The sequence below is a fragment of the Halopseudomonas sp. genome (assembly GCF_047631575.1).
In the GTDB taxonomy this organism is placed as follows: Bacteria; Pseudomonadota; Gammaproteobacteria; order Pseudomonadales; family Pseudomonadaceae; genus Halopseudomonas.
On the sequence record NZ_JBLIAB010000001.1, the window covers coordinates 144801 to 163177 of the forward strand.

General features: G+C 56.5%; 17 protein-coding genes and 1 pseudogene. 4 read left to right on the forward strand and 14 right to left on the reverse strand.

The genetic code is table 11. The features are described 5' to 3' along the window. Positions 1–21 precede the first annotated feature (21 nt). The 12 genes from fliG to ACJAXR_RS00790 form a co-directional block, all read right to left on the reverse strand. On the reverse strand, positions 22–1044 hold the full coding sequence (gene fliG, locus ACJAXR_RS00735) for a flagellar motor switch protein FliG (protein WP_415056342.1): 1023 nt from the start codon (positions 1042–1044) through the stop codon (positions 22–24). Next, positions 1037–2761, reverse strand: coding sequence for a flagellar basal-body MS-ring/collar protein FliF (gene fliF, locus ACJAXR_RS00740; RefSeq protein WP_415056343.1), 1725 nt, complete (start codon positions 2759–2761; stop codon positions 1037–1039). The genes fliG and fliF overlap by 8 nt, the downstream gene beginning before the upstream one ends. 27 nt (positions 2762–2788) lie before the next feature. Further along, positions 2789–3121: a flagellar hook-basal body complex protein FliE gene (gene fliE / locus ACJAXR_RS00745; RefSeq protein WP_415056344.1), complete on the reverse strand. Its 333-nt coding sequence runs from the start codon at positions 3119–3121 to the stop codon at positions 2789–2791. A 91-nt stretch (positions 3122–3212) separates the two neighbouring features. Then, on the reverse strand, positions 3213–4700 hold the full coding sequence (locus ACJAXR_RS00750) for a sigma-54-dependent transcriptional regulator (RefSeq protein ID WP_415056345.1): 1488 nt from the start codon (positions 4698–4700) through the stop codon (positions 3213–3215). Continuing rightward, positions 4697–5944: a sensor histidine kinase gene (locus ACJAXR_RS00755; protein ID WP_415056346.1), complete on the reverse strand. Its 1248-nt coding sequence runs from the start codon at positions 5942–5944 to the stop codon at positions 4697–4699. The genes ACJAXR_RS00750 and ACJAXR_RS00755 overlap by 4 nt, the downstream gene beginning before the upstream one ends. Before the next feature lie 112 nt (positions 5945–6056). Continuing rightward, positions 6057–7523 (reverse strand): sigma-54 dependent transcriptional regulator, encoded by a 1467-nt coding sequence (locus tag ACJAXR_RS00760; protein WP_415056347.1) that lies wholly within the window; start codon positions 7521–7523, stop codon positions 6057–6059. A 187-nt stretch (positions 7524–7710) separates the two neighbouring features. After that, positions 7711–8037 (reverse strand): flagellar protein FliT, encoded by a 327-nt coding sequence (gene fliT / locus ACJAXR_RS00765; protein ID WP_415056348.1) that lies wholly within the window; start codon positions 8035–8037, stop codon positions 7711–7713. Further along, a complete protein-coding gene (gene fliS / locus ACJAXR_RS00770) occupies positions 8018–8401 on the reverse strand; it encodes a flagellar export chaperone FliS (RefSeq protein WP_415056349.1) in 384 nt (127 codons plus the stop codon). The genes fliT and fliS (ACJAXR_RS00770) overlap by 20 nt, the downstream gene beginning before the upstream one ends. 117 nt (positions 8402–8518) lie before the next feature. Next, positions 8519–8917 carry a flagellar export chaperone FliS gene (gene fliS, locus ACJAXR_RS00775; protein ID WP_415056350.1) on the reverse strand — a complete coding sequence of 133 codons (399 nt, stop codon included), beginning with the start codon at positions 8915–8917 and terminating at the stop codon, positions 8519–8521. After that, positions 8918–10387 carry a flagellar filament capping protein FliD gene (gene fliD / locus ACJAXR_RS00780; RefSeq protein WP_415056351.1) on the reverse strand — a complete coding sequence of 490 codons (1470 nt, stop codon included), beginning with the start codon at positions 10385–10387 and terminating at the stop codon, positions 8918–8920. A gap of 102 nt (positions 10388–10489) precedes the next feature. After that, a complete protein-coding gene (locus ACJAXR_RS00785) occupies positions 10490–10861 on the reverse strand; it encodes a flagellar protein FlaG (protein ID WP_415056352.1) in 372 nt (123 codons plus the stop codon). A gap of 80 nt (positions 10862–10941) precedes the next feature. Further along, complete coding sequence (locus tag ACJAXR_RS00790) at positions 10942–12510, reverse strand: flagellin (RefSeq protein WP_415056353.1); 1569 nt, start codon at positions 12508–12510, stop codon at positions 10942–10944. Positions 12511–12848: 338 nt separating this feature from the next. On the opposite strand from ACJAXR_RS00790, the gene ACJAXR_RS00795 reads away from it, so the two are divergent. Then, a complete protein-coding gene (locus ACJAXR_RS00795) occupies positions 12849–13715 on the forward strand; it encodes an alpha/beta fold hydrolase (RefSeq protein WP_415056354.1) in 867 nt (288 codons plus the stop codon). A gap of 81 nt (positions 13716–13796) precedes the next feature. Here the strand turns inward: ACJAXR_RS00795 and ACJAXR_RS00800 are convergent, their stop codons facing one another. Beyond that, positions 13797–14648, reverse strand: coding sequence for an SDR family NAD(P)-dependent oxidoreductase (locus ACJAXR_RS00800; RefSeq protein WP_415056355.1), 852 nt, complete (start codon positions 14646–14648; stop codon positions 13797–13799). A gap of 210 nt (positions 14649–14858) precedes the next feature. On the opposite strand from ACJAXR_RS00800, the gene ACJAXR_RS00805 reads away from it, so the two are divergent. Together ACJAXR_RS00805 and ACJAXR_RS00810 are read left to right on the forward strand one after the other, a co-directional pair. After that, a complete protein-coding gene (locus tag ACJAXR_RS00805; RefSeq protein ID WP_415056356.1) occupies positions 14859–16097 on the forward strand; it encodes a hypothetical protein in 1239 nt (412 codons plus the stop codon). Continuing rightward, the gene (locus ACJAXR_RS00810) at positions 16097–16552 is read left to right on the forward strand and encodes a hypothetical protein (RefSeq protein WP_415056357.1); all 456 of its coding nucleotides are present in this window, start codon (positions 16097–16099) and stop codon (positions 16550–16552) included. The genes ACJAXR_RS00805 and ACJAXR_RS00810 overlap by 1 nt, the downstream gene beginning before the upstream one ends. Here the strand turns inward: ACJAXR_RS00810 and ACJAXR_RS00815 are convergent. Further along, positions 16527–17341, reverse strand: a pseudogene (locus ACJAXR_RS00815) (hydroxypyruvate isomerase family protein). The gene ACJAXR_RS00810 and the pseudogene ACJAXR_RS00815 sit on opposite strands and share 26 nt — an antisense overlap. A 169-nt stretch (positions 17342–17510) precedes the next feature. Here ACJAXR_RS00815 and ACJAXR_RS00820 point away from each other — a divergent pair. After that, positions 17511–18377, forward strand: coding sequence for a putative selenate ABC transporter substrate-binding protein (locus tag ACJAXR_RS00820; protein ID WP_415056944.1), 867 nt, complete (start codon positions 17511–17513; stop codon positions 18375–18377).

Genomic DNA, 18377 nt, shown 5'->3' on the forward strand with positions numbered 1-18377 from the left:
AGCGCTCCCCTTGCCAGCATGTCAGATCATTTCCTCGCCACCCTTGCCGCCGAGAACGATCTCTCCGGCATCGGCCATGCGGCGAGCAATGGTAAGGATTTCCTTCTGCGCCGCTTCCACCTCACTGATACGTACCGGACCCTTGGCTTCAAGATCATCCTGCAGCAGTTCGGAGGCTCGCTTGGACATGTTCTTGAGGATCTTGTCCTTGATCGCCTCATCAGCGCCCTTGAGGGCAATAATAAGCACTTCGGAAGAGATTTCGCGCAGCAAGGACTGAATGCCGCGGTCGTCAACGTCGGCCAGATTGTCGAACACGAACATCAAGTCTTCGATTTTGCTGGAAAGATCTTCATCCATATCGCGAATCGCTTCTATAAGTTGCGATTCGGTACCTGAATCAAGGAAGTTCATGATGTCCGCGGTGCGCTTGATACCGCCCATATTGGCGCGGGTAGTATTGGAATTACCAGCAAATTGTTTCTCGAGAACCTCGTTGAGTTCTTTCAGCGCTGATGGCTGCACTGCATTCAGCGCAGCCACGCGCAGCAACACGTCCAGACGCACCTTGTGAACAAAATAGCCGATGACTTCGGCCGCCATGTCCGGATCAAGGTAAGCCACAACAATAGCCTGAATCTGCGGATGCTCGAAGCGGATTACATCAGCCACTGCGCGCGGCTCCATCCATTTGAGACTGTCCAGACCAGAGGTACTGCCGCCCAGCAGGATACGATCAACCAGGCCATTGGCCTTCTCCTCGCCCAACGCCTGGGTAAGCATGGTGCGAATGTAGGTATCCGCACCGACACCCAGTCCTGTCTGCTCGCTCACAGTTTCGATGAAATCGCCCATGACCTGCTGGACGTGCTCGCGGTTCACGGTACGCAGGCCGGCCATGGCACTGCCGACGCGCTGCACTTCCTTAGGGCCCAAGTGCTTGAGGATGGCAGCGGCATCCGACTCGCCCAGACTCAATAGAAAGATGGCGGCCTTGTCGAGTTTCGACAATTTAAGGACGCGCTTGGCGGCTTCTTCACTCATCGGCATTGATCCATTCTTTGACGACCTGGGCCACACGGCCGGTATCTTCGGCCAACAGCCCCTTGATCGCGTTCAACTGCTGTTCATAACCGGAGCCAGGGGGTGGCAGCAACATCGCCGCGCCGGCCCCACCAGCCACGCCGGACAGGCTGACCTGATCATCGCGTAAATCCCCGCCAAACCCGCCGGCTCCACCCAACTCCGCGGGGTAGCCGCCGGCGGCGGAACCACGACCCGCTGTAGTCAAATTCTTCAACACCGGACGCAGCACACCGAAAACCAGAACAAGAATGAACAGCACCCCAAGAATCTGCTTGGCCACATCCCAGAACCAGGGCTGCGACCAGAAAGCGATAGCCGGCAGCGGCTCAAGTTCGGCTTGCGCTACAAAAGGACTGTTAATCACGCTGACACTATCACCACGGGTGACATCGTAGCCTACCGCATCCTGCACCAGCCGGGTCAGACGGGCAATATCGGCCTCGGTCATCGGCGTACGTGTGGACTCACCTGTTTCAGCGTTAACCGCGACCGAATCATCCACCACAACGGCGACCGAGAGGCGTTCGAGACGCCCTTGCTGCTGTCGGGTATAACTGATCTGACGGTCGAGTTCAAAATTACGCGTGGACTGTTCCCGGGTATCAACCGGCGCTGCGGACACAGCGCCACCTTCGCCAGCAGGATCAGCCGCCTGCTCGGGCACCTGAGTGGCGCCGGGGGGCTGATTGGTCAACGCGCCAGGAATACCGCGCGCTTCCTGCCCGGCGCCGCGGGCTTCGGTCATTACCTGCTCGCTGCGCAGTGCGGACTCGGGGCTGAACATCTCTGCAGTGGATTCGACGGAGCTGAAATCCACCTCGGCGGAGACCTCTGCCCGGTAGCGGCCCGCGCCGACAATCGGCTGCAAGATACTGTTGACCCGGCGCGTGTAGCTTTCTTCCATGCGTCGGGTGTAGTCAAACTGACGGCCAGCCACAGTCAATTCACTGAGCTCACTCTGATCGGACAACAGGGTGCCGCTCTGGTCAACGACGGTTACCTCATCCTTGCCCAGTTCAGGAACGCTGGTCGCTACCAGATTGACGATTGCCATTACCTGGGAAGGCTCCAGCGCACGGCCGGAGTACATTTCCAGCAGTACCGAGGCGCTGGGCTTGCGATCATCTCTAACGAAGACAGTTGAGCGCGGCATGGCGATGTGAACACGGGCCGACTTGATGTTGTACATACTGGAAATAGTCCGGGCAATCTCACCTTCCAGACCGCGCCGATAGGTGGCCGCCTCCATGAACTGGCTGGTGCCTAGACCGCGTTCGCGATCAAGTATCTCAAAACCCAGATTATCATCGCGCGGGGAGACCCCGGCACCGGCCAGGCGCATGCGCGCGTCGGTAATATCTTCGCTGGCCACCAGCAAGGCGCCCGTATTGGGGTCAACGCGGTAGTCGATCCGGCTGGTCTGCAGAATTTCAGTCACCTGCGCTGAATCATAGCGATTCATGTCGTTATACAGGATCTGGTAATCCGGCTGCTGAGACCAGAGCACCACAGCGAAGCCAATAGCAACACTGGCCGCCAGCCCCACAAGCAGGCCGAACTGGCGCAACATCGGCAGCTGCGCCAGATTGTCCAGAGAGTTCATACCCAGGAACGGCTTGCCCTCGTTGCCCGAAGACGCCTGGGGCCGGGTGGCTGGTGTATTGGCGGAATCCATTGTCTACCCTCGGTCAATCACAGCGAATCAGATGGGCATGTTCATGATGCTTTCGTAGGCAGACACCATCTTGTTCCGCACTTGCAAAGCTGCCTGGAACGCAACGCTGGATTTCTGCGACGCAATCATCACTTCAGTAAGGTCAATGCCGGGGTCCCCGCGTTCGTAACCGGTCTGCAGTTCGGAAGTAGTCTTCTGCATTTCGCTTACGCGGTCCACCGCATTCTTCAGCAAATCATCAAAAGCCGGGGCGCTGACGTTCTGCTCCATGGGCGTGGGCGCTTGCGGACGGCCCATGGCTTCCATTTGCATGGAGCGCATTTGCAACATCAAGCGATTAAATTCGACACCCTGGGTCATACCAACCTCCAAGCCGTGACTTTTTTGACGGCGACTGTAGCTTTAGAATTGATAAAGCAAGAAGAGTGCCAACGATTAAAGAAAGGGGATTTTACAGGCGGACGTCAACATCCAGCCCAGCATCACGCATTTGCGCCAGCTTGTAGCGCAAGGTCCGCGGGCTGATACCCAGCTTGTCAGCCGCCTCTTTACGGCGGCCCCGCTCAGCGCGCAATACATCCAGAATCAACTGATACTCGCGCTGGCGAACGCCGACACCGAGGTCAGTCGTCAGATTGCTGGCAGTATGGGGCAGCTGCATGGCGCCCTCGCGCATGGGTGGCGACGGATTGCCGGCATCCATCAACACGCTATGCGCATAGCCTGTGGCGGCCTGCGCGGCAGGAGCAACAAAAGCTTGCCTATCCAGCGCTCCAGTCGCAGCGGGCGTGACCGGACTACCCGGCAATACTGACAGGCAAAGGTCCTGCGCGTGAATGACGCCACCATGCTGCAATATCAACGCACGCTGAACCGCATTATCGAGTTCGCGCACATTACCCGGCCACGCATGCTGCTGCATGGCCTGGCAAGCATCCATTGCAAAGCGCACCGGGGCCTGATTCATTTTACGGATATGCTTGTCCAGCAAGCGCTGGGCAATCGGAACGATGTCGCCGACCCGGCCCCGCAGCGGCTGCCATTGCAACGGAAATACGCCGAGACGGTAGTAAAGATCCTCGCGAAAACGCCCGGCAGCCACTTCCGCCGGCAGATCCCGGTTGGTGGTGGCAATCACTCGAATATCCAGCTGAATCAGCTTGCGTCCACCCACGCGCTCCACTTCTCGCTCCTGCAAAACGCGCAGCAGCTTGGCTTGCAGAGCAAGGGGCATCTCAGAAATTTCATCCAGCAACAGCGTGCCGCCATTGGCCTGTTCGAACTTGCCCGACTGAGCGGCCACAGCACCGGTAAAGGCGCCCTTTTCGTGGCCAAACAGGGTCGCTTCCAACATGTTGTCCGGTATTGCCGCGCAATTGATGGCAATGAACGGCTGCTGCGCCCGGGTTGAGGCCTGGTGAATATATCGCGCCAGCACTTCTTTACCGGTGCCGGATTCGCCAGAAATCAATACGGTCGACTCGCTCGCGGCTACCCGGTTAGCCAGCTGCAAAAGCTGCTGACTGCTCGGTTCGACCGCTACGGGTCCATCCAGGTCACCTTTCTGCAGTCGACCCAGCGCGTACTGGCCCAGCAGGTCAAGCAACGCCTTGGGCTCGAAAGGCTTGACCAGGTAATCCACTGCACCGTCACGCATCGCCCCGACCGCGTTCTGCACGGTGCCGTAGGCCGTCATCAGCAGCACTGGCAACTGGGGGTACTCCTTGCGCAGGACCCGCAGCAGACCGTGACCATCCATGCCTGGCATATTCACGTCACTCACCACCATGCAGACAGCCTCGCGCTGCAGCAGTGCCAAGGCCGACTCACCGTCGCCAGCCTCGAAAAAATCATAGCCACCCAGTGTCAGCGTATCGGCCAGCGCTTCGCGCAAAGCTCGATCGTCCTCTACCAGCAAAATACGTGGCCGCTTGCTCATGACAGAGCTTCCCGACCATTGTGCAAGGCATCAGCCGACTGAAGCGGCAGCAGTAATTCAGCGCAAGTACCCCATCCCGCTTTGCTGCGCAAGTAAAAGGCGCCGCCGTGGGCCTTCAACACCGACTTGACCACCGACACACCAAGACCCGTACCTTGCGAGCGCGTGGTGAAGAAGGGCTCACCAATCTGAGCCCGCTGCTTAGCATTCATCCCACAGCCGATATCAACCACCGTAAGGCTCAGCTGTCCTTCAATCAACCGCGCGCACACCTTGAGTTGGGGGTAATGTCCGCCCGCCTGAATTCCATTGTCGATCAAATTGGTCACCGCGCCAATCAGGGTGTCACTGTTACAGCGCAGCACCGAATCGGTGGCACAACGGTTGTCCCAGCGGCACATAGCACCTGCCTGACCAAGCATGGGCTCTGCCTGCTGACGCAGCGCGCTGAATAATTCAGCCACGGTCATACGCTCAGTCAGTGGCAGATCGCCCTTGGCAAACAGCAACATGTCGCGTACCTGATGCTCTATGGTCTGCAATCTGCTGGTCAGACGCTCGCCAAAACGCTGACGGTGGATCAGCGGCAGGCTGGTGTCATTTAAATGGCTGGCATAGAGCATTGCGGTAGAAAGCGGTGTGCGGATTTGGTGGGCAAGAGAGGCAATCATCCGCCCCAGAGCAGACAACCGCTCGTGGCGTGCCAACTGGCTTTGCAATTGACGCGTCTCGGTCTGATCGTTGACCAGAATGATCTGCCCCGGCTCGCCATTGAGTGACCGCGTCGCCAGAGACACCCTCCGGCCGCTGCGCAGAGAGACCTCGTGGTAGTCGTCATCCTGGGGTGCAAAGCGCTCACGAATCAGGTCCCGCCACAACTGCCCTTCCAGCGGCTCACCGAGCAATTCCCTGGCGGCGGGATTAGCTTCACGCACCCGGCCATGGCCATCAAGCACCACTACACCCCCGGGCAGCAGATCCAGCAAATTCTGCAAGCGCGAGGTCAGGCAGGCTTTTTCCGCCAGCTCCTGATCGCGCTGCACACGCGTCTGGTCTAGCTGGTTTTGCAGTGATGAAACCTGCTCCTGCATAAGGCCATAGGAGGAAGCCAGTCTGGCAGACATATCCTCAAACAGCGCGTGTGCACGTTCTAGCTGTGCCTCAGTGCGTTGCGGGCGTTCAACAGGCGTTACGATCGGCTGATCGGTCTCGGTGTGTGGCAGGTCTTGGGCGGTCAGAACCATTGGGTATCCCCTGATTACAATACGTCTCGTCAGGGGTTACAAAGCAAAGCTTGTGCCATCAATAATATTTTTATTAAAATCAATTGCTTGCGATATTTACAACCTATCTGCGTCAGTCTTCTGACAGCTCGGCGCCGCGATTGATTCCGTACTTGCGCATCTTCTCCACCAGGGTCGTACGCCTGATGCGTAGCCGCTCCGCCGCCCGAGCAACAACGCTGCTGCAGTCATCGAGCGCCTGCTGAATCAGCGTCTGTTCCAGACCACCCAGGTACTCCTTGAGGTCCAGACCCTCCGGTGGGAGGTAGGCAGGGCTATCCAAGCCGACCAGACCGTTAAACGCCTCATCGCGCTCATCACCGTCGAGCTTCATATTACGCAGATCTTCCTGATCATCTTCCACGTAGCGGAATTTGCGTGGCAACTCACCCACACCAATCACCCCGTGAGGATGCATGATCGCCATGCGTTCAACCAGATTGGCCAACTCACGGACGTTGCCCGGCCAGTCGTGCTGACACAGAGACATGATCGCTGAAGTACTGAAGCGAATCGATCCACGCTTTTCCTTTTCAAGGCGTGTAATCAGCTCGTTCAGCAGTACCGGCAGATCCTCTATGCGTTCACGCATGGCCGGCATCTCGATCGGAAACACATTCAAGCGATAATACAAGTCTTCGCGAAAACCACCCTCCACGATCATGGTTTCGAGATTTTTGTGCGTGGCGGCTATTACGCGTACATCAGCTATCTGCACCTTGTTGCTACCGACGCGTTCAAAAGTTCTTTCCTGCAGGACGCGCAGCAACTTGACCTGCATGGGCAGCGGCATGTCGCCGATTTCGTCGAGAAACAGGGTGCCACCCTGGGCAAGCTCAAACCGACCCGCGCGGGTCGTAATAGCCCCGGTAAAAGCGCCTTTCTCGTGACCGAAGAGTTCGCTTTCCAGCAACTCAGCCGGGATCGCACCACAGTTGACCGGCACAAACGGCTGGTCCTTACGTTTGGAGTGGTAATGCAGATTACGCGCGACCACTTCCTTGCCGGTGCCTGACTCGCCCAAGACCAGCACCGTGGCCTCGGTATCGGCGACCTGCTGCATCATCTGCCGCACGGTCTGGATGCTACGGCTGGTACCGACCAGACTACGAAACAGATTGGGCTCGCGCTGACGCTGACGGCTACGCTCGTCGAATACCTCGCGGTACACCTGGGCACGGTGCAGGGCGTCTATTAGCTGGTTGTAACCCAGGGGCGGGGTCAATACCGCCAACAAGCGCTGGCGCAAATGCTCGGGCCAACGCGAAGCCTGCTCATCGTCCTGCAGGATAGCGGGCAGATTCTCGTCCCACTTGTCCAGTTGGCCAAGCAGCCCCTGCACCCCACTGGGATGATCACAGGCGCCAAGAATCACGCATTTGAACGTACCAGGGCAGTCTGTGTATTCTTCCACAGCCTTCTGCCAGTCAGCAGAGGTGGTCAAGATAACGTCTTCGCCCAGAAAGGCCAGAATGACACTCAGGTCCTGACTACTGTGTGGCGCATCATCGATCAGCAGGATATGGCTGTTGGGCAACATAGGGGGGGCGGGTGTCCTGTAAATGCACAATAACGGCACAAGGCTTTGGTAGCGTTTTGCCACACCGACAAGCGTTGATCAAAGGTAGTCAGATTTGCTGCGGGAGTCAAATACTTGGCGCGAATTTATGACGCAATGAAGGATGCAACTCAGAGTGCCTGGTAAAACGGATAACCTGGAAGGCTTATCAGCCAAACATCTGGTACACCTTGGCACCCTGCTTGCTCCGCTGAAGATCCTGGAGCTCTTCAGCCAGCTTGCCCTGCACCGCCTGGCACAGCGCAACCACTTCACGGTAGGTCACCAACAGATTATCCAACGCATCGGCCAATGCCTGATCGTCGCGATTCTCCTGCGCCATGGCCTGAGCCACGAGCTCACGGCAGACGCCATCCAGACTACTGACCTGCTGCCAGTCGCCCGAGTGAACTGCTTCAACCAAAGCGCGATGGGTATCTTCCAATTGCTTGACTGCAACCGTCATGATCTTTTCCTCAGTGTTGGCCAATGCCATCCCAGCCTTCCTTCACATCACGTAGCAAAGCCGCCACCTCATCCAGCATCGCTGGATCGTTTTTCAGGTTGGCCGTAGTCAGACGCTGCAGCATATAAGCATAAAGGCTATCCAGATTCGCCGCCACCTCGCCGCCCTTCTCGGTATCCAACGCGCCACGCAGACCAGACACGATACCCATGCTTTTGCCGATCAGCTCGCCCTTGAGAGGAATATTCTTGTACTGCATCGCACCCTTGGCCTGCGCAATACGCTGCAAGCCACCCTCAAGGAGCATCTGAATCAAACGATGGGGATTTGCCTCGCTGACCTGGGCATTGACGTTCACGGTCTGGTACTGCTTCATCGCTGCGTAGGCATTCATGGGGATATCCTGAGGTTAATAACACATACCCCTGTATCGGCGAACGTAGCAAAACTTTAGAGGGTTCTTGAGATAAAAGATAAAACATTGTGCGGGGTGCGATGCACCCCGCAGCCATCAAGCGCGGGGGGACTCTTGCGCAACACTTAGGTCCGGCCCGATTGCATCCCAGCCACCCTTGATCTCTTCGAGGAGACCCTGAACCTCATCCAGGCTGCGCGGCGTGTCATCCAGCGCAACGCCGGCGAGTTTGCGCGTCATATAATCGTACAAGGCATCCAGATTCTCGGCGATCTCGCCACCCAGATCCTTGTCCAGGGCAGCCTGCAACGCACCTATGATGCTCAGCGTACTACTCACCGCCAGCCCCCGACGCTCGGGATTACCAATTGCCTGGGCATGACGGGCAAGCTTGACACGCTCAATGGCACCATTGAGCAGAAGCTGCACAGCGCTGTACTGGGAGACTTCCTGGAAAATGCTGACTTTCTTGTAGGTATCGATCGGGCTTTTCATTTATCTACGGTCCTGTCTGACGACGCCGGGAAGGTTATCTAGCGCGCCAACGAGGTAATCGCTGGTACCGGACAGCTGGGCAACAAGAGCGTCCATCGCATTAAACTGGGAAAAAAGCCGCGCTTCAAGCTTATCCATGCGCCGCACCTGCTGCTCGCGCTGATCGTCTACGCTGGAAAGGGTGTTCTGTAGCGCACTTGTACGGCTTTCCAGAATACCACCGGCCCCTGCGTAGGGCTTGACCCTGCCTTCCAATCGCGCCATCAAACCGTCTGCGCCGGTAAGAAAGCCACCCAACTGGTCAAAATTATTGTTCAACGCCGCGGTCAGGCGGGTGTCGTCCACCGCTAGCGAACCATCGCGCTGTGTGGAGATGCCCAGGTCGGCAAGAATTTTGAAGGCCCCATCGCCGCTGGCAGGGGTACTCAGTTCGTTACGCATTGAAGACAAAAATGAGCGCACGGAGGCATCGCCTACCAGGGCCGCTGCCAGAGGCTGACCGTCATCTCCACCTACAGGTGTCACCTTGGTCAACGAGTCAATAGTGCTGGTGAGTTTGTTATAGGCATCAACGAAATTGGTAACGGTTGATCGAACACCCGCACGATCCTCACCCACATTGAGATTAATACTGGATGCCGCGGTCAGGTCTTCGGCGGTCTGAGCCTTTTTCAACGTGACAGTTACACCCTGTATGGCATCCTTGATCTCATTGCTGGCACTGCTGATGGTAATGCCGTCGATTGCCACCTTGGCATCACGCGCATAACTGATCACACGGGGCTCAAGGGGATTAGCGGGATCGGCCGCCGGGGCGGCAAAGTCTGTTGTCGGAGGAGGGCTAAAATCAAGGACAGACAAATCGCCCGAACTGGAAGTCGAACTGACGCTGATATCCTTGCCCGTACCAAAGTCAGAAGAGCCCAACACCAATCGCGCCCCACCGTCGCCGCTGGGATCGTTGACGATCGTGGCGCTGATACCCGAAGACTTGCCTGCGGCATTGATGGCGTCACGAATACCGGTGAGGCTGTTGTTGGCCGCCGACACGTTAACATTCAATGTCTTGTCGCCCGCGCTAACGGTCAGGTTGCCGGTACCAATCTCTGCCGTCGGGCTGGCTACACCGCGCAAGGCGACCTTGCTGGTTTGAGCAAGATTGAACACTTGGACGCTGTAATTACCGGCATTGGCTGTTACGTCCGCCTTGACAGTAAACACATCGGCTTTACCCGAGGACGCAGTGCGCTTCTCGAACAGTGCAGGGTTATTCAGGTCTTTGAGCGTGGACTGAAACTCGGAGAGCGCGCTGCGAAATTGACCCAGCCCCGAAAACGTCGAAGTGGTCGAACGCTCCAAACGATTGAGCTGGGCAGTCTTGGGTGCGCTTTCAGCGTTAACCAGCGCCTTGACGATGCTGTTAATGTCCAGACCAGACCCTATGCCCAGACCAAGTCCCTGAATAGCCATATACCTTGCCTCTTCGACCGAAAATTGACGGTCTGCTTACCGAATAGAATGTTCCGGTTTAGCAAGCAAATTATGCGCCAGCCAAACCGGCCAGCAGAGCCCTCAGGCTTCTGCCTTGAATAAAAGGCTGCGGATTTCGGAGAGATTCTCCAAGAGCCGTAGCGCTTCCTCCGAGGGAATCTGACGAATCACATCGCCACTCACCGCCTCGGTCACATTAATCACCACCCGGCCGCTGCTGTCATCTACATTGAAGTTGATATCACGCCGGACCGACTGGACGAAATTTTGCATATCGGACACTGCCGCTTGAAGTGTTTCACGACTGGTCTCGACTGCTGGCTCTACAGCATTCCGGCTTAGCACTTCAGCCGTTTGCCCACCAATTGCTAAATTAGCTTTAGCCGCTCCAACCGAAACACCGGTGCGCACACTACTAGTGATTTCAAAGGGTTTGAGAACGCCCATTTCCATGATACTTACCTCATAAAGAAAATAGCAGGGGGAAGCGTTAGCTCACTCCCCCCCACCCGCAGTCTAGCTCCGTTTCGAACTTAGCCCAAGAGGCTAAGAACAGCCTGTGGCAGCTGGTTAGCCTGTGCCAGGATCGCAGTACCAGCCTGCTGGAGGATCTGGTTCTTGGTCAGAGCAGCAGTTTCTGCAGCAAAGTCAGTATCCTGGATACGGCCGCGGGCAGCGGACGCATTCTCGGATACGTTTTGCAGGTTACTGATGGTCGATTCAAAGCGATTCTGAATCGCACCCAGTGAGGCGCGTGTTACGTCTACTTCTTTCAACGCGGCGTCGATGGTAGCGATGGCAGACTGAGCACCGGCCGACGTGGTGATGTCAATTTTCTCCACTGAGTTAGCCGCTTGAGCACCTTCAGCAACACCAGCAGCAGTTGCGCCTGTAGTGAAGCCAAGGTTTGCCAAACCACCTACGTTACCAGCGGTATCCGTAAGAGTGATATCAGCAGCCGCACCCGTGTCAGTCGTTACAAACTGCAACTTGCCCTGGTCAACCGTAGCGCGAACCTCACCAACCAGCGTTGCGTTATTAGCAATCTGCTGGTTAATGTTGTCAGCCAGCGACTCCAGGGTAGTGTAGGAGTTAGCGTCGATAGAGATGGTCTGAGCTGCACCAGCATTTACGGCTATGTCGAAGGCGTTGTTACCAACTAAAGGAGCCACTGTAGCAGTACCCGCCACGTTGGAACCACCAACAGCGGCGGCACTACCCGCGGTACCATTCACCACATTCAACGGCAGGGCACTGAAGTTACCGCCCACCGCATTTTCAGTCAGAATCAGGAAACCAGACGAATCAAACGTAGCTGTCGCATTGATGTTCGCCGTACTTAGAGCGTTATTAACAGTAGTCAGGTTGGTCGCACTAGAGGCGCTGTTAAGGGTGATGTCAGCTGTAAGATTAGTTCCGTCTTCGATGGCAAAAGTAACCGCAGCAGCACCGGACAAGTCACCGCTCAGATCCACTGCACCAGTGAAGATCGAAGCTGAGCCCGCTGTGCCAGCAGAACCCGCAGCGATAGCCAGAGTGGTCGGCGCAGCACCAGACGACAATGAAGCAATCGTTGCGTCACGGCTAGCATTCGTACCCAGATCGGTCGTACGGAAACTGTCGATTTTAACGCTGATGGTCTGGTTAGCCTGGGCACCGACCTGGATGTTCTCGGCGAAGTTACCATCAAGCAACGATTTGCTTCCGAACTGGGTAGTGGTAGAGATACGATCCAGCTCGTTCTTCAACTGCACTACTTCCTCATTCAACGCTTTGCGTTCAGAGTCACCAATACCGCCGTTAGCCGACTGAAGAGCCAAGTCGCGCATGCGCTGCAGAATGTTGGTCGACTCCTGCAAAGAGCCTTCAGCTGTCTGAGACAGAGAAATACCGTCATTGGCGTTACGTACTGCCACACCCAGACCGTTGATCTGACTGGTCAGGCGGTTGGCGATCTGTAGGCCGGCTGCGTCGTCTTTGGCGCTGTTGATGCGCGAACCCGAAGACAAACGCTCGAGGGAAGTCTGCAAGTTGCTGGAAGAAGTACCCAGGTTACGCTGGGCGTTGAGTGATGCTACGTTCGTGTTGACTGTAAGAGCCATGATGTATTACCTCGTAAACCTAGTTTGTTTGCCTGAGCTTGCGACTCGCGGGCCGGCTTTGCCCAGGCACCCATTGAGTTCGCATTCAAGTACTGTATCGGCGTAATGGCTCTTAGCTTTAGGTTTTTTTCGAAAAAAGTTTTTGTTTTCTTGTCAACCAGTTAGCTCACTAAAAACTCTTCTCACAACCTTTGGCAGCATTTTGACGCCATTCGTGCGCCAGTCCGATGATTTTTTATCGGCGTGGGTGAGAAATACTTTAGTGGGCTGCTGCAATGTCCCTGTCATCCCCATGGGGTTAGCTATGGCACATGCCGAGTAACTCCATGAGGTGAACCATGTATGCCGAAAAATCCGTTGTTCGCGTGCATCGCGATCTGAAAGTCCATACCACCCTGTACCCCAATTCGCGCACCAGTGAGACTATTATCCTGGTCAATGGATCGCTGGCAACCAGCGCATCATTTAGCAAGTCAGCGCGCTATTTGCAGCCACTGTTCAATGTGGTGCTGTTCGATCAGCCCTATCAGGGTCTGTCACGGCAGCACAACCCGGGCATGGCAATGATCGACAAGCAGGATGAGGCATTAATATTGCTCGATCTCATTGAGCTATTTCGCGCTGATCATCTATTGTCATTTTCCTGGGGCAGTGTCGCCACCTTGCTGGCATTGGCCCGCCGTCCCGCGCGGATTCGTAGCGCAGTGGTGAGCTCCTTTTCACCGACTCTCAATACAGCCATGCAAGGCTATCTGGACCGTGCACAGCACTGCCTTGGCGAGTGCGATCGTCGAGCGATTGGCGAACTGATCAACGAGACCATCGGCGAACACCTGCCTTCCCTGTTTAAGCGCTGCAACTTTCGTCATGTGAGTTCGCTGGAGGCGTTCGAGTACGCGCAGATGTTGATGCATGTGCGGCAGGTACGGGATCTGGATTCGGCGCAGTACATGAGCTGTGTCAGCCATATTGATGTACCGCTGTTGTTTGTGAATGGCGCTTGGGACCGCTATGCGCCACCGGAGGACGCCAGGCAGTTTGCTGGGTTGGCGCCACAATCGGAGTTTGCGGCGATTGCGCATACGGGACACTTTCTGGAGCTTGAGCACAAGACGGCGCTGCAGGAGGTGAGGTCGGCGGTTGAGGGGTTCTTGTTACGTGGCCGTGTAGGTGTGTGTGACAGGCGGTTAGCGATGGCTGGGTAAAAATAAATGGGTTCCCGCGGCCGCAGGAGTATCGAGGTTTTGGCGTGGCCGGATTTCATCCCGGCCACGGGGGTCCGAGTTTTACGGATTCATTGAGTCGAAAACGGTTTTTTCTGCATCCGCTGCTGCTGCGCGCATGGCGATCAATTGTTTGATCTTGCGGTGCGGGAAGACGTAGAACTGATCGTCTTCGACGGCTTTGAGGGTCATTTCGGCTACGTCGGCGGCTTTGACTCGGCCTTTTTCTACGGCTGTTTTCAGCGCTGCGGCGCGTTCCTGGTCGATTGCGCTCGGGGCGAGGGTATCGGCCATATCTGCGGGGCGGTTGCGGGCTGAGTCGTGGATGCCGGTGGGAAAGAAAGCCGGACAGAGCACGGTCACACCGACGTTATTGGCGCCGACGTCACGCAGGTCCAGCGCCAGTGTTTCGGAGATGGCCACGACCGAATGCTTGGTCGCGTTATAGATGGCCATGCTCGGACCATTGATCCAACCTGCGGCAGAGGCAACATTGACCACATGACCTTCGCCCTGCTCGATCATCATCGGGATAAACGCTTTCAGGCCCCAGGCAACGCCGTACACATTCACGCCGACAACCCACTCCCAATCAGCCTGGGTATTCATCCATACGGGCCCGCCGACGCTGACACCGGCGTTATTAAATAACAGATGCGCGCCACCGAAACGGCTTTTGGCTAGCTCGGCAAAAGCCTGAACCTGCTCCAACTTGGAGACGTCCAGGCGCATGGTGACGGATTCAATACCGGCGTCCAGCGCTTTGATCTGATTCAGGGTTTCCTGCATGCCGGCTTCGTCGACATCCCCCAGCACCAGCTTCATGCCCCGTGCGGCGCAACGCAGGGCGAACTCACGACCCAGACCACTGCCACCACCGGTTATGACTGCGACTTTACCTTTCAGATCCTGCATAGATTTTCTCCTGATGCGCGCCGCTGGTTATCTTTGCGGCATAATTATAGATTTGATGAATAGCATGCGCGCAATCGCCCATTCAGACCAGATTCATCATTCAGGTTGATCAGCGTTTATCACTTAGTGTCGACCAAAACAGTGCCCGGCCCCACGTTGATCATCGGCTATAATCGAGCCATATGTTTAGACAGCAGGACGAATCTACCGATGGATACAATGCGCTGCTTTACCCTCTGGATTTCTTTGTTTGTGACGCTGAGTGCTCAGGCGACACCCATCGTACTCAACACCGATCTATTTCCACCCTACCAGGTGAGCACCGAGAATGGCCTGCAAGGCTCTTCGGTGCGAGCACTGGCCTGCGTATTCGACGCGATGCAGCAACCTTACACAATCAAAGTCATGCCATGGGAGCGCGCCATGTATGAAGTCGAGTATAAGCGCGCCGATGGATTCTTTTCCGCAACCAAAATGATCGACGCAGACTCATACGCTACGCTCTCTGCGCCTCTGGCTCTGGAAAAATGGTATTGGTACAGCAACATGGAGGCAACCAGACCCAATGCAGCGCTTTCAGCACCGCGTACCGGCGCTATACGGGGTAGTAATCAACTGATCTGGCTAGAGCAGCAGGGGGTAAAGGTTGATCAGTTAGCCGGATCCACCGAGCAACTTCTTAAACTGCTAGCGCGCGGACGTATCGACCGTTTCATGGCCGATCACCGCACTCTCCGCACAGAGCTGATTCGACAGCACGTTGATCTGCGACCGCAATACGAGCATTTCTACAAATATGCCACCCTCGGCGTGTACTTCTCGAACCGCTTGCTAGCAAGAAAACCAGAACTGCTCAAACGATTCAATCAGCACGTATTCTATTGCTTGGATGAAACACCGTCATTGGACAACGGCGAGAAGTCGACACTGCTTAAACTGCATAAGCGACTCTACGCGCACTGGGCTTCGCGAGCAGAGCTGCTTAGCGCAGTAAAAAAGCAGAACCAACACCATAACCAGCTTTCGATAGCGAACATTGTGACACTCGATGGGCAATGGATGCGTGAAATAGCCGACGGCACAACACCTATGGTAGATGCCTTGCTGGCTCGGGACACCTCTCGATGGCTCAAGATCCAGCAGAACCAGAGCGACGGTTTGATAACAGAGATTATGCTGACAGATCGCCTTGGCCTGCTGGTCGCGGCAAGCGAACGCACTACGGATTACTGGCAGGGCGATGAAGCCAAATTCTCCGAAGCTTTTTTCGCCTTGGGAACGACACCTTTCATCAGCGAACTAACCTATGATCAATCAACCGAGGCGTATCAGGTGCATATAAGTATCCCCGTACGCGAACCAGAACACAGCGAGATCATTGGCACACTTATCATTGGGCTCAACATAGAACGTGCCTTGCGCAAAGCTGATACAGGAGACACCTTGTGATGCAGGCAATACCCCGCAACTCAGTAATGCTGGGCGTTCTGCTAGCGGCATCAGTTCTACTAGGCGCCTGCTCTACGTCCAGCCCCAAAAGGGAAATGTCGACTGGCCAAGCCAGAGTAAGCCTAGAGACGCTTGTTAGCGACCGGATTGAAGCCTATCGGCTCGATAGCGAGCTGGTAGACGGCTTGCGCTTTGATGATCTGACACCCGGCACTCACACATTGCAGGTACGCCACCACTTTGAAATGCCCGGCTCGACAGTCGGCGCGGGCATGCTCGGCGAGCCCCAATGGGAACGCTGTATTGTTGGCGTACGCTATGCCAACTTTACGGCCGGTGGGCGCTATACCTTCGAGGTGCAGCGCAGGGGCTTTCGATCGGTGGGTTGGCTGCGTTCGGAGGACGGTGAAAAGCTTGCCGACGCCGAGGTTATTCGGTGTGGCCCGGCGGTTTGATATAACCCGCTTGCAACCATTCGTCCAGCCACAGCAGATCATCGGGCGTCTGCGCTGCTGATCGGTATTCGGCGCCAATCCAGCCTGTATAGCCACTGCGATCCAGCGCCGCAAAGGCCTGGGCAAAATTGATCACACCGCTACCCGGCGCGCCCCGTGCGGGCGAGTCGGCAAATTGAACATGGCCAATCAGGCCCTGCAGCCGCTCGATCACCTGCGGTAAAGACTCATCCATTCGCTGCATATGATAAAAATCAAGCTGAGCCGAGAGGTTGGGATGCCCTACGCGCTCGATCATCTGCGCCAGCTCTTCGCCGGTAGCCAGCAGGAAACCTGGCATATCAATCCGATTAATCGCCTCGCAGACTACCTCGACACCGACCGACGAAAAGGCATCCGCCGCGACCGCAGGTTGCTGTGCAAGGTGCTCAGGGCCGTCTCCTGTGACACGCCATCGACCCATCGTCCAGGTAGCACATTGACCCGCTGCGGCCTGGCTATGGCTACATACGCCAACGCCTGATCCAGCGCCCGGGCAAATTCCTGCTCCCGCCCCGGAACACCAGCCAACCCGGCGCCCCCGTCCAATAAATCGCCGGCCGGCAGGTTGAACAACACCAACGGCATCCGGGCGCGCTGCATGGCGTCGCGCAATTGCGTTGCGGGTGTTGTGTAGGGGAACTGGATCTCGACGCCGCCAAATCCCGCTTGCGCGGCAGCCTCAATACGCTCAAGTACCGGCAGAGAGGTAAACAGCATGGACACGTTGGCTGACAGGGGCCATGACATAGAGCGGCAATCCTCTGGGTATGGGTCAGTCGATTATAATCCGGACACCCGTGCAGAGCCAGGCAAGCAGCCGGACATCCATTGCCCATGCTACACTCGCGCCATGCCCCGGTCGGATTCGACACCTGATTGGTAGTCTTCCGCTATTGAACCGGAGAAATACATGTCGATTACTCAACGTCCCCTGGCCGTCCTAGCTGGTGTGTGCCTATCTGTTGCTACCCTGTTTGCTCCCCTGCCCCTGGCTGCTGAAACTCAGACTTTACGTGTGTCAGCGATTCCTGACGAAGCGCCAACTGAACTGCTGCGCAAGTTCGAGCCCCTGGGCAAATATCTCGAGCAGGAACTGGGTATGCCCGTGACCTTTCAGCCGGTGTCAGATTATGCCGGTGTGGTCGAAGCGCTGGGCGCTGGGCGCCTGGATATGGCCTGGCTCGGCGGCTTTACCTTCGTTCAGGCGCGCCTGCGCAGTGGTAATGCGATACCCGTGGTTCAGCGCGAGCAGGACGCGGTTTTTACCAGCACCTTTATTACCGCCAATCCAGATGTACACCAGCACAGCGACCTTAAAGGCAAAAGCTTCGCCTTCGGTTCGGTCTCCTCGACCTCAGGCCATCTGATGCCGCGCTACTTCCTGCAGCAGGAAGGCATTGATGCGGACAGTTTCTTCAACCGTATCGCGTATTCCGGCGCCCACGACGCCACAGCCGCCTGGGTCGAATCCGGCCGAGTGGATGCAGGCGTGCTGAATGCGTCGGTCTGGGACAAGCTGGTTGCCGAGGGCAAGGTAGATACTGACAAGGTACGGGTTTATCAGCGCACACCGACCTATTTTGACTACAACTGGACAGTGCGCGGCGATCTCGATCCCGCCCTGGTCGAGAATATCCGCCAGGCATTTCTCAAGCTTGACCCCGAGAACCCCGAGCACAAAGCCATTCTTGATCTGCAGCGCGCCAGCCGCTTTATTGACACCAGCCCGGAAAACTATGCTGGCATCGAGCAGGCCGCACGCGCTGCCGGCCTGCTGCAGTAA

Excerpts from the sequence above, each read along its gene's own strand:
- fliF (WP_415056343.1), bottom strand. The coding sequence starts at position 2,761 with ATGGATTCCGCCAATACACCAGCCACCCGGCCCCAGGCGTCTTCGGGC.
- ACJAXR_RS00785 (WP_415056352.1), bottom strand. The coding sequence starts at position 10,861 with ATGGAAATGGGCGTTCTCAAACCCTTTGAAATCACTAGTAGTGTGCGC.
- fliT (WP_415056348.1), bottom strand. The coding sequence starts at position 8,037 with ATGGCATTGGCCAACACTGAGGAAAAGATCATGACGGTTGCAGTCAAG.
- fliD (WP_415056351.1), bottom strand. The coding sequence starts at position 10,387 with ATGGCTATTCAGGGACTTGGTCTGGGCATAGGGTCTGGTCTGGACATT.
- ACJAXR_RS00790 (WP_415056353.1), bottom strand. The coding sequence starts at position 12,510 with ATGGCTCTTACAGTCAACACGAACGTAGCATCACTCAACGCCCAGCGT.
- fliE (WP_415056344.1), bottom strand. The coding sequence starts at position 3,121 with ATGACCCAGGGTGTCGAATTTAATCGCTTGATGTTGCAAATGCGCTCC.
- ACJAXR_RS00795 (WP_415056354.1), top strand. The coding sequence starts at position 12,849 with ATGTATGCCGAAAAATCCGTTGTTCGCGTGCATCGCGATCTGAAAGTC.
- ACJAXR_RS00750 (WP_415056345.1), bottom strand. The coding sequence starts at position 4,700 with ATGAGCAAGCGGCCACGTATTTTGCTGGTAGAGGACGATCGAGCTTTG.
- fliS (WP_415056350.1), bottom strand. The coding sequence starts at position 8,917 with ATGAAAAGCCCGATCGATACCTACAAGAAAGTCAGCATTTTCCAGGAA.
- fliG (WP_415056342.1), bottom strand. The coding sequence starts at position 1,044 with ATGAGTGAAGAAGCCGCCAAGCGCGTCCTTAAATTGTCGAAACTCGAC.
- ACJAXR_RS00760 (WP_415056347.1), bottom strand. The coding sequence starts at position 7,523 with ATGTTGCCCAACAGCCATATCCTGCTGATCGATGATGCGCCACACAGT.
- ACJAXR_RS00810 (WP_415056357.1), top strand. The coding sequence starts at position 16,097 with ATGCAGGCAATACCCCGCAACTCAGTAATGCTGGGCGTTCTGCTAGCG.
- ACJAXR_RS00805 (WP_415056356.1), top strand. The coding sequence starts at position 14,859 with ATGGATACAATGCGCTGCTTTACCCTCTGGATTTCTTTGTTTGTGACG.
- ACJAXR_RS00800 (WP_415056355.1), bottom strand. The coding sequence starts at position 14,648 with ATGCAGGATCTGAAAGGTAAAGTCGCAGTCATAACCGGTGGTGGCAGT.
- ACJAXR_RS00755 (WP_415056346.1), bottom strand. The coding sequence starts at position 5,944 with ATGGTTCTGACCGCCCAAGACCTGCCACACACCGAGACCGATCAGCCG.
- fliS (WP_415056349.1), bottom strand. The coding sequence starts at position 8,401 with ATGAATGCCTACGCAGCGATGAAGCAGTACCAGACCGTGAACGTCAAT.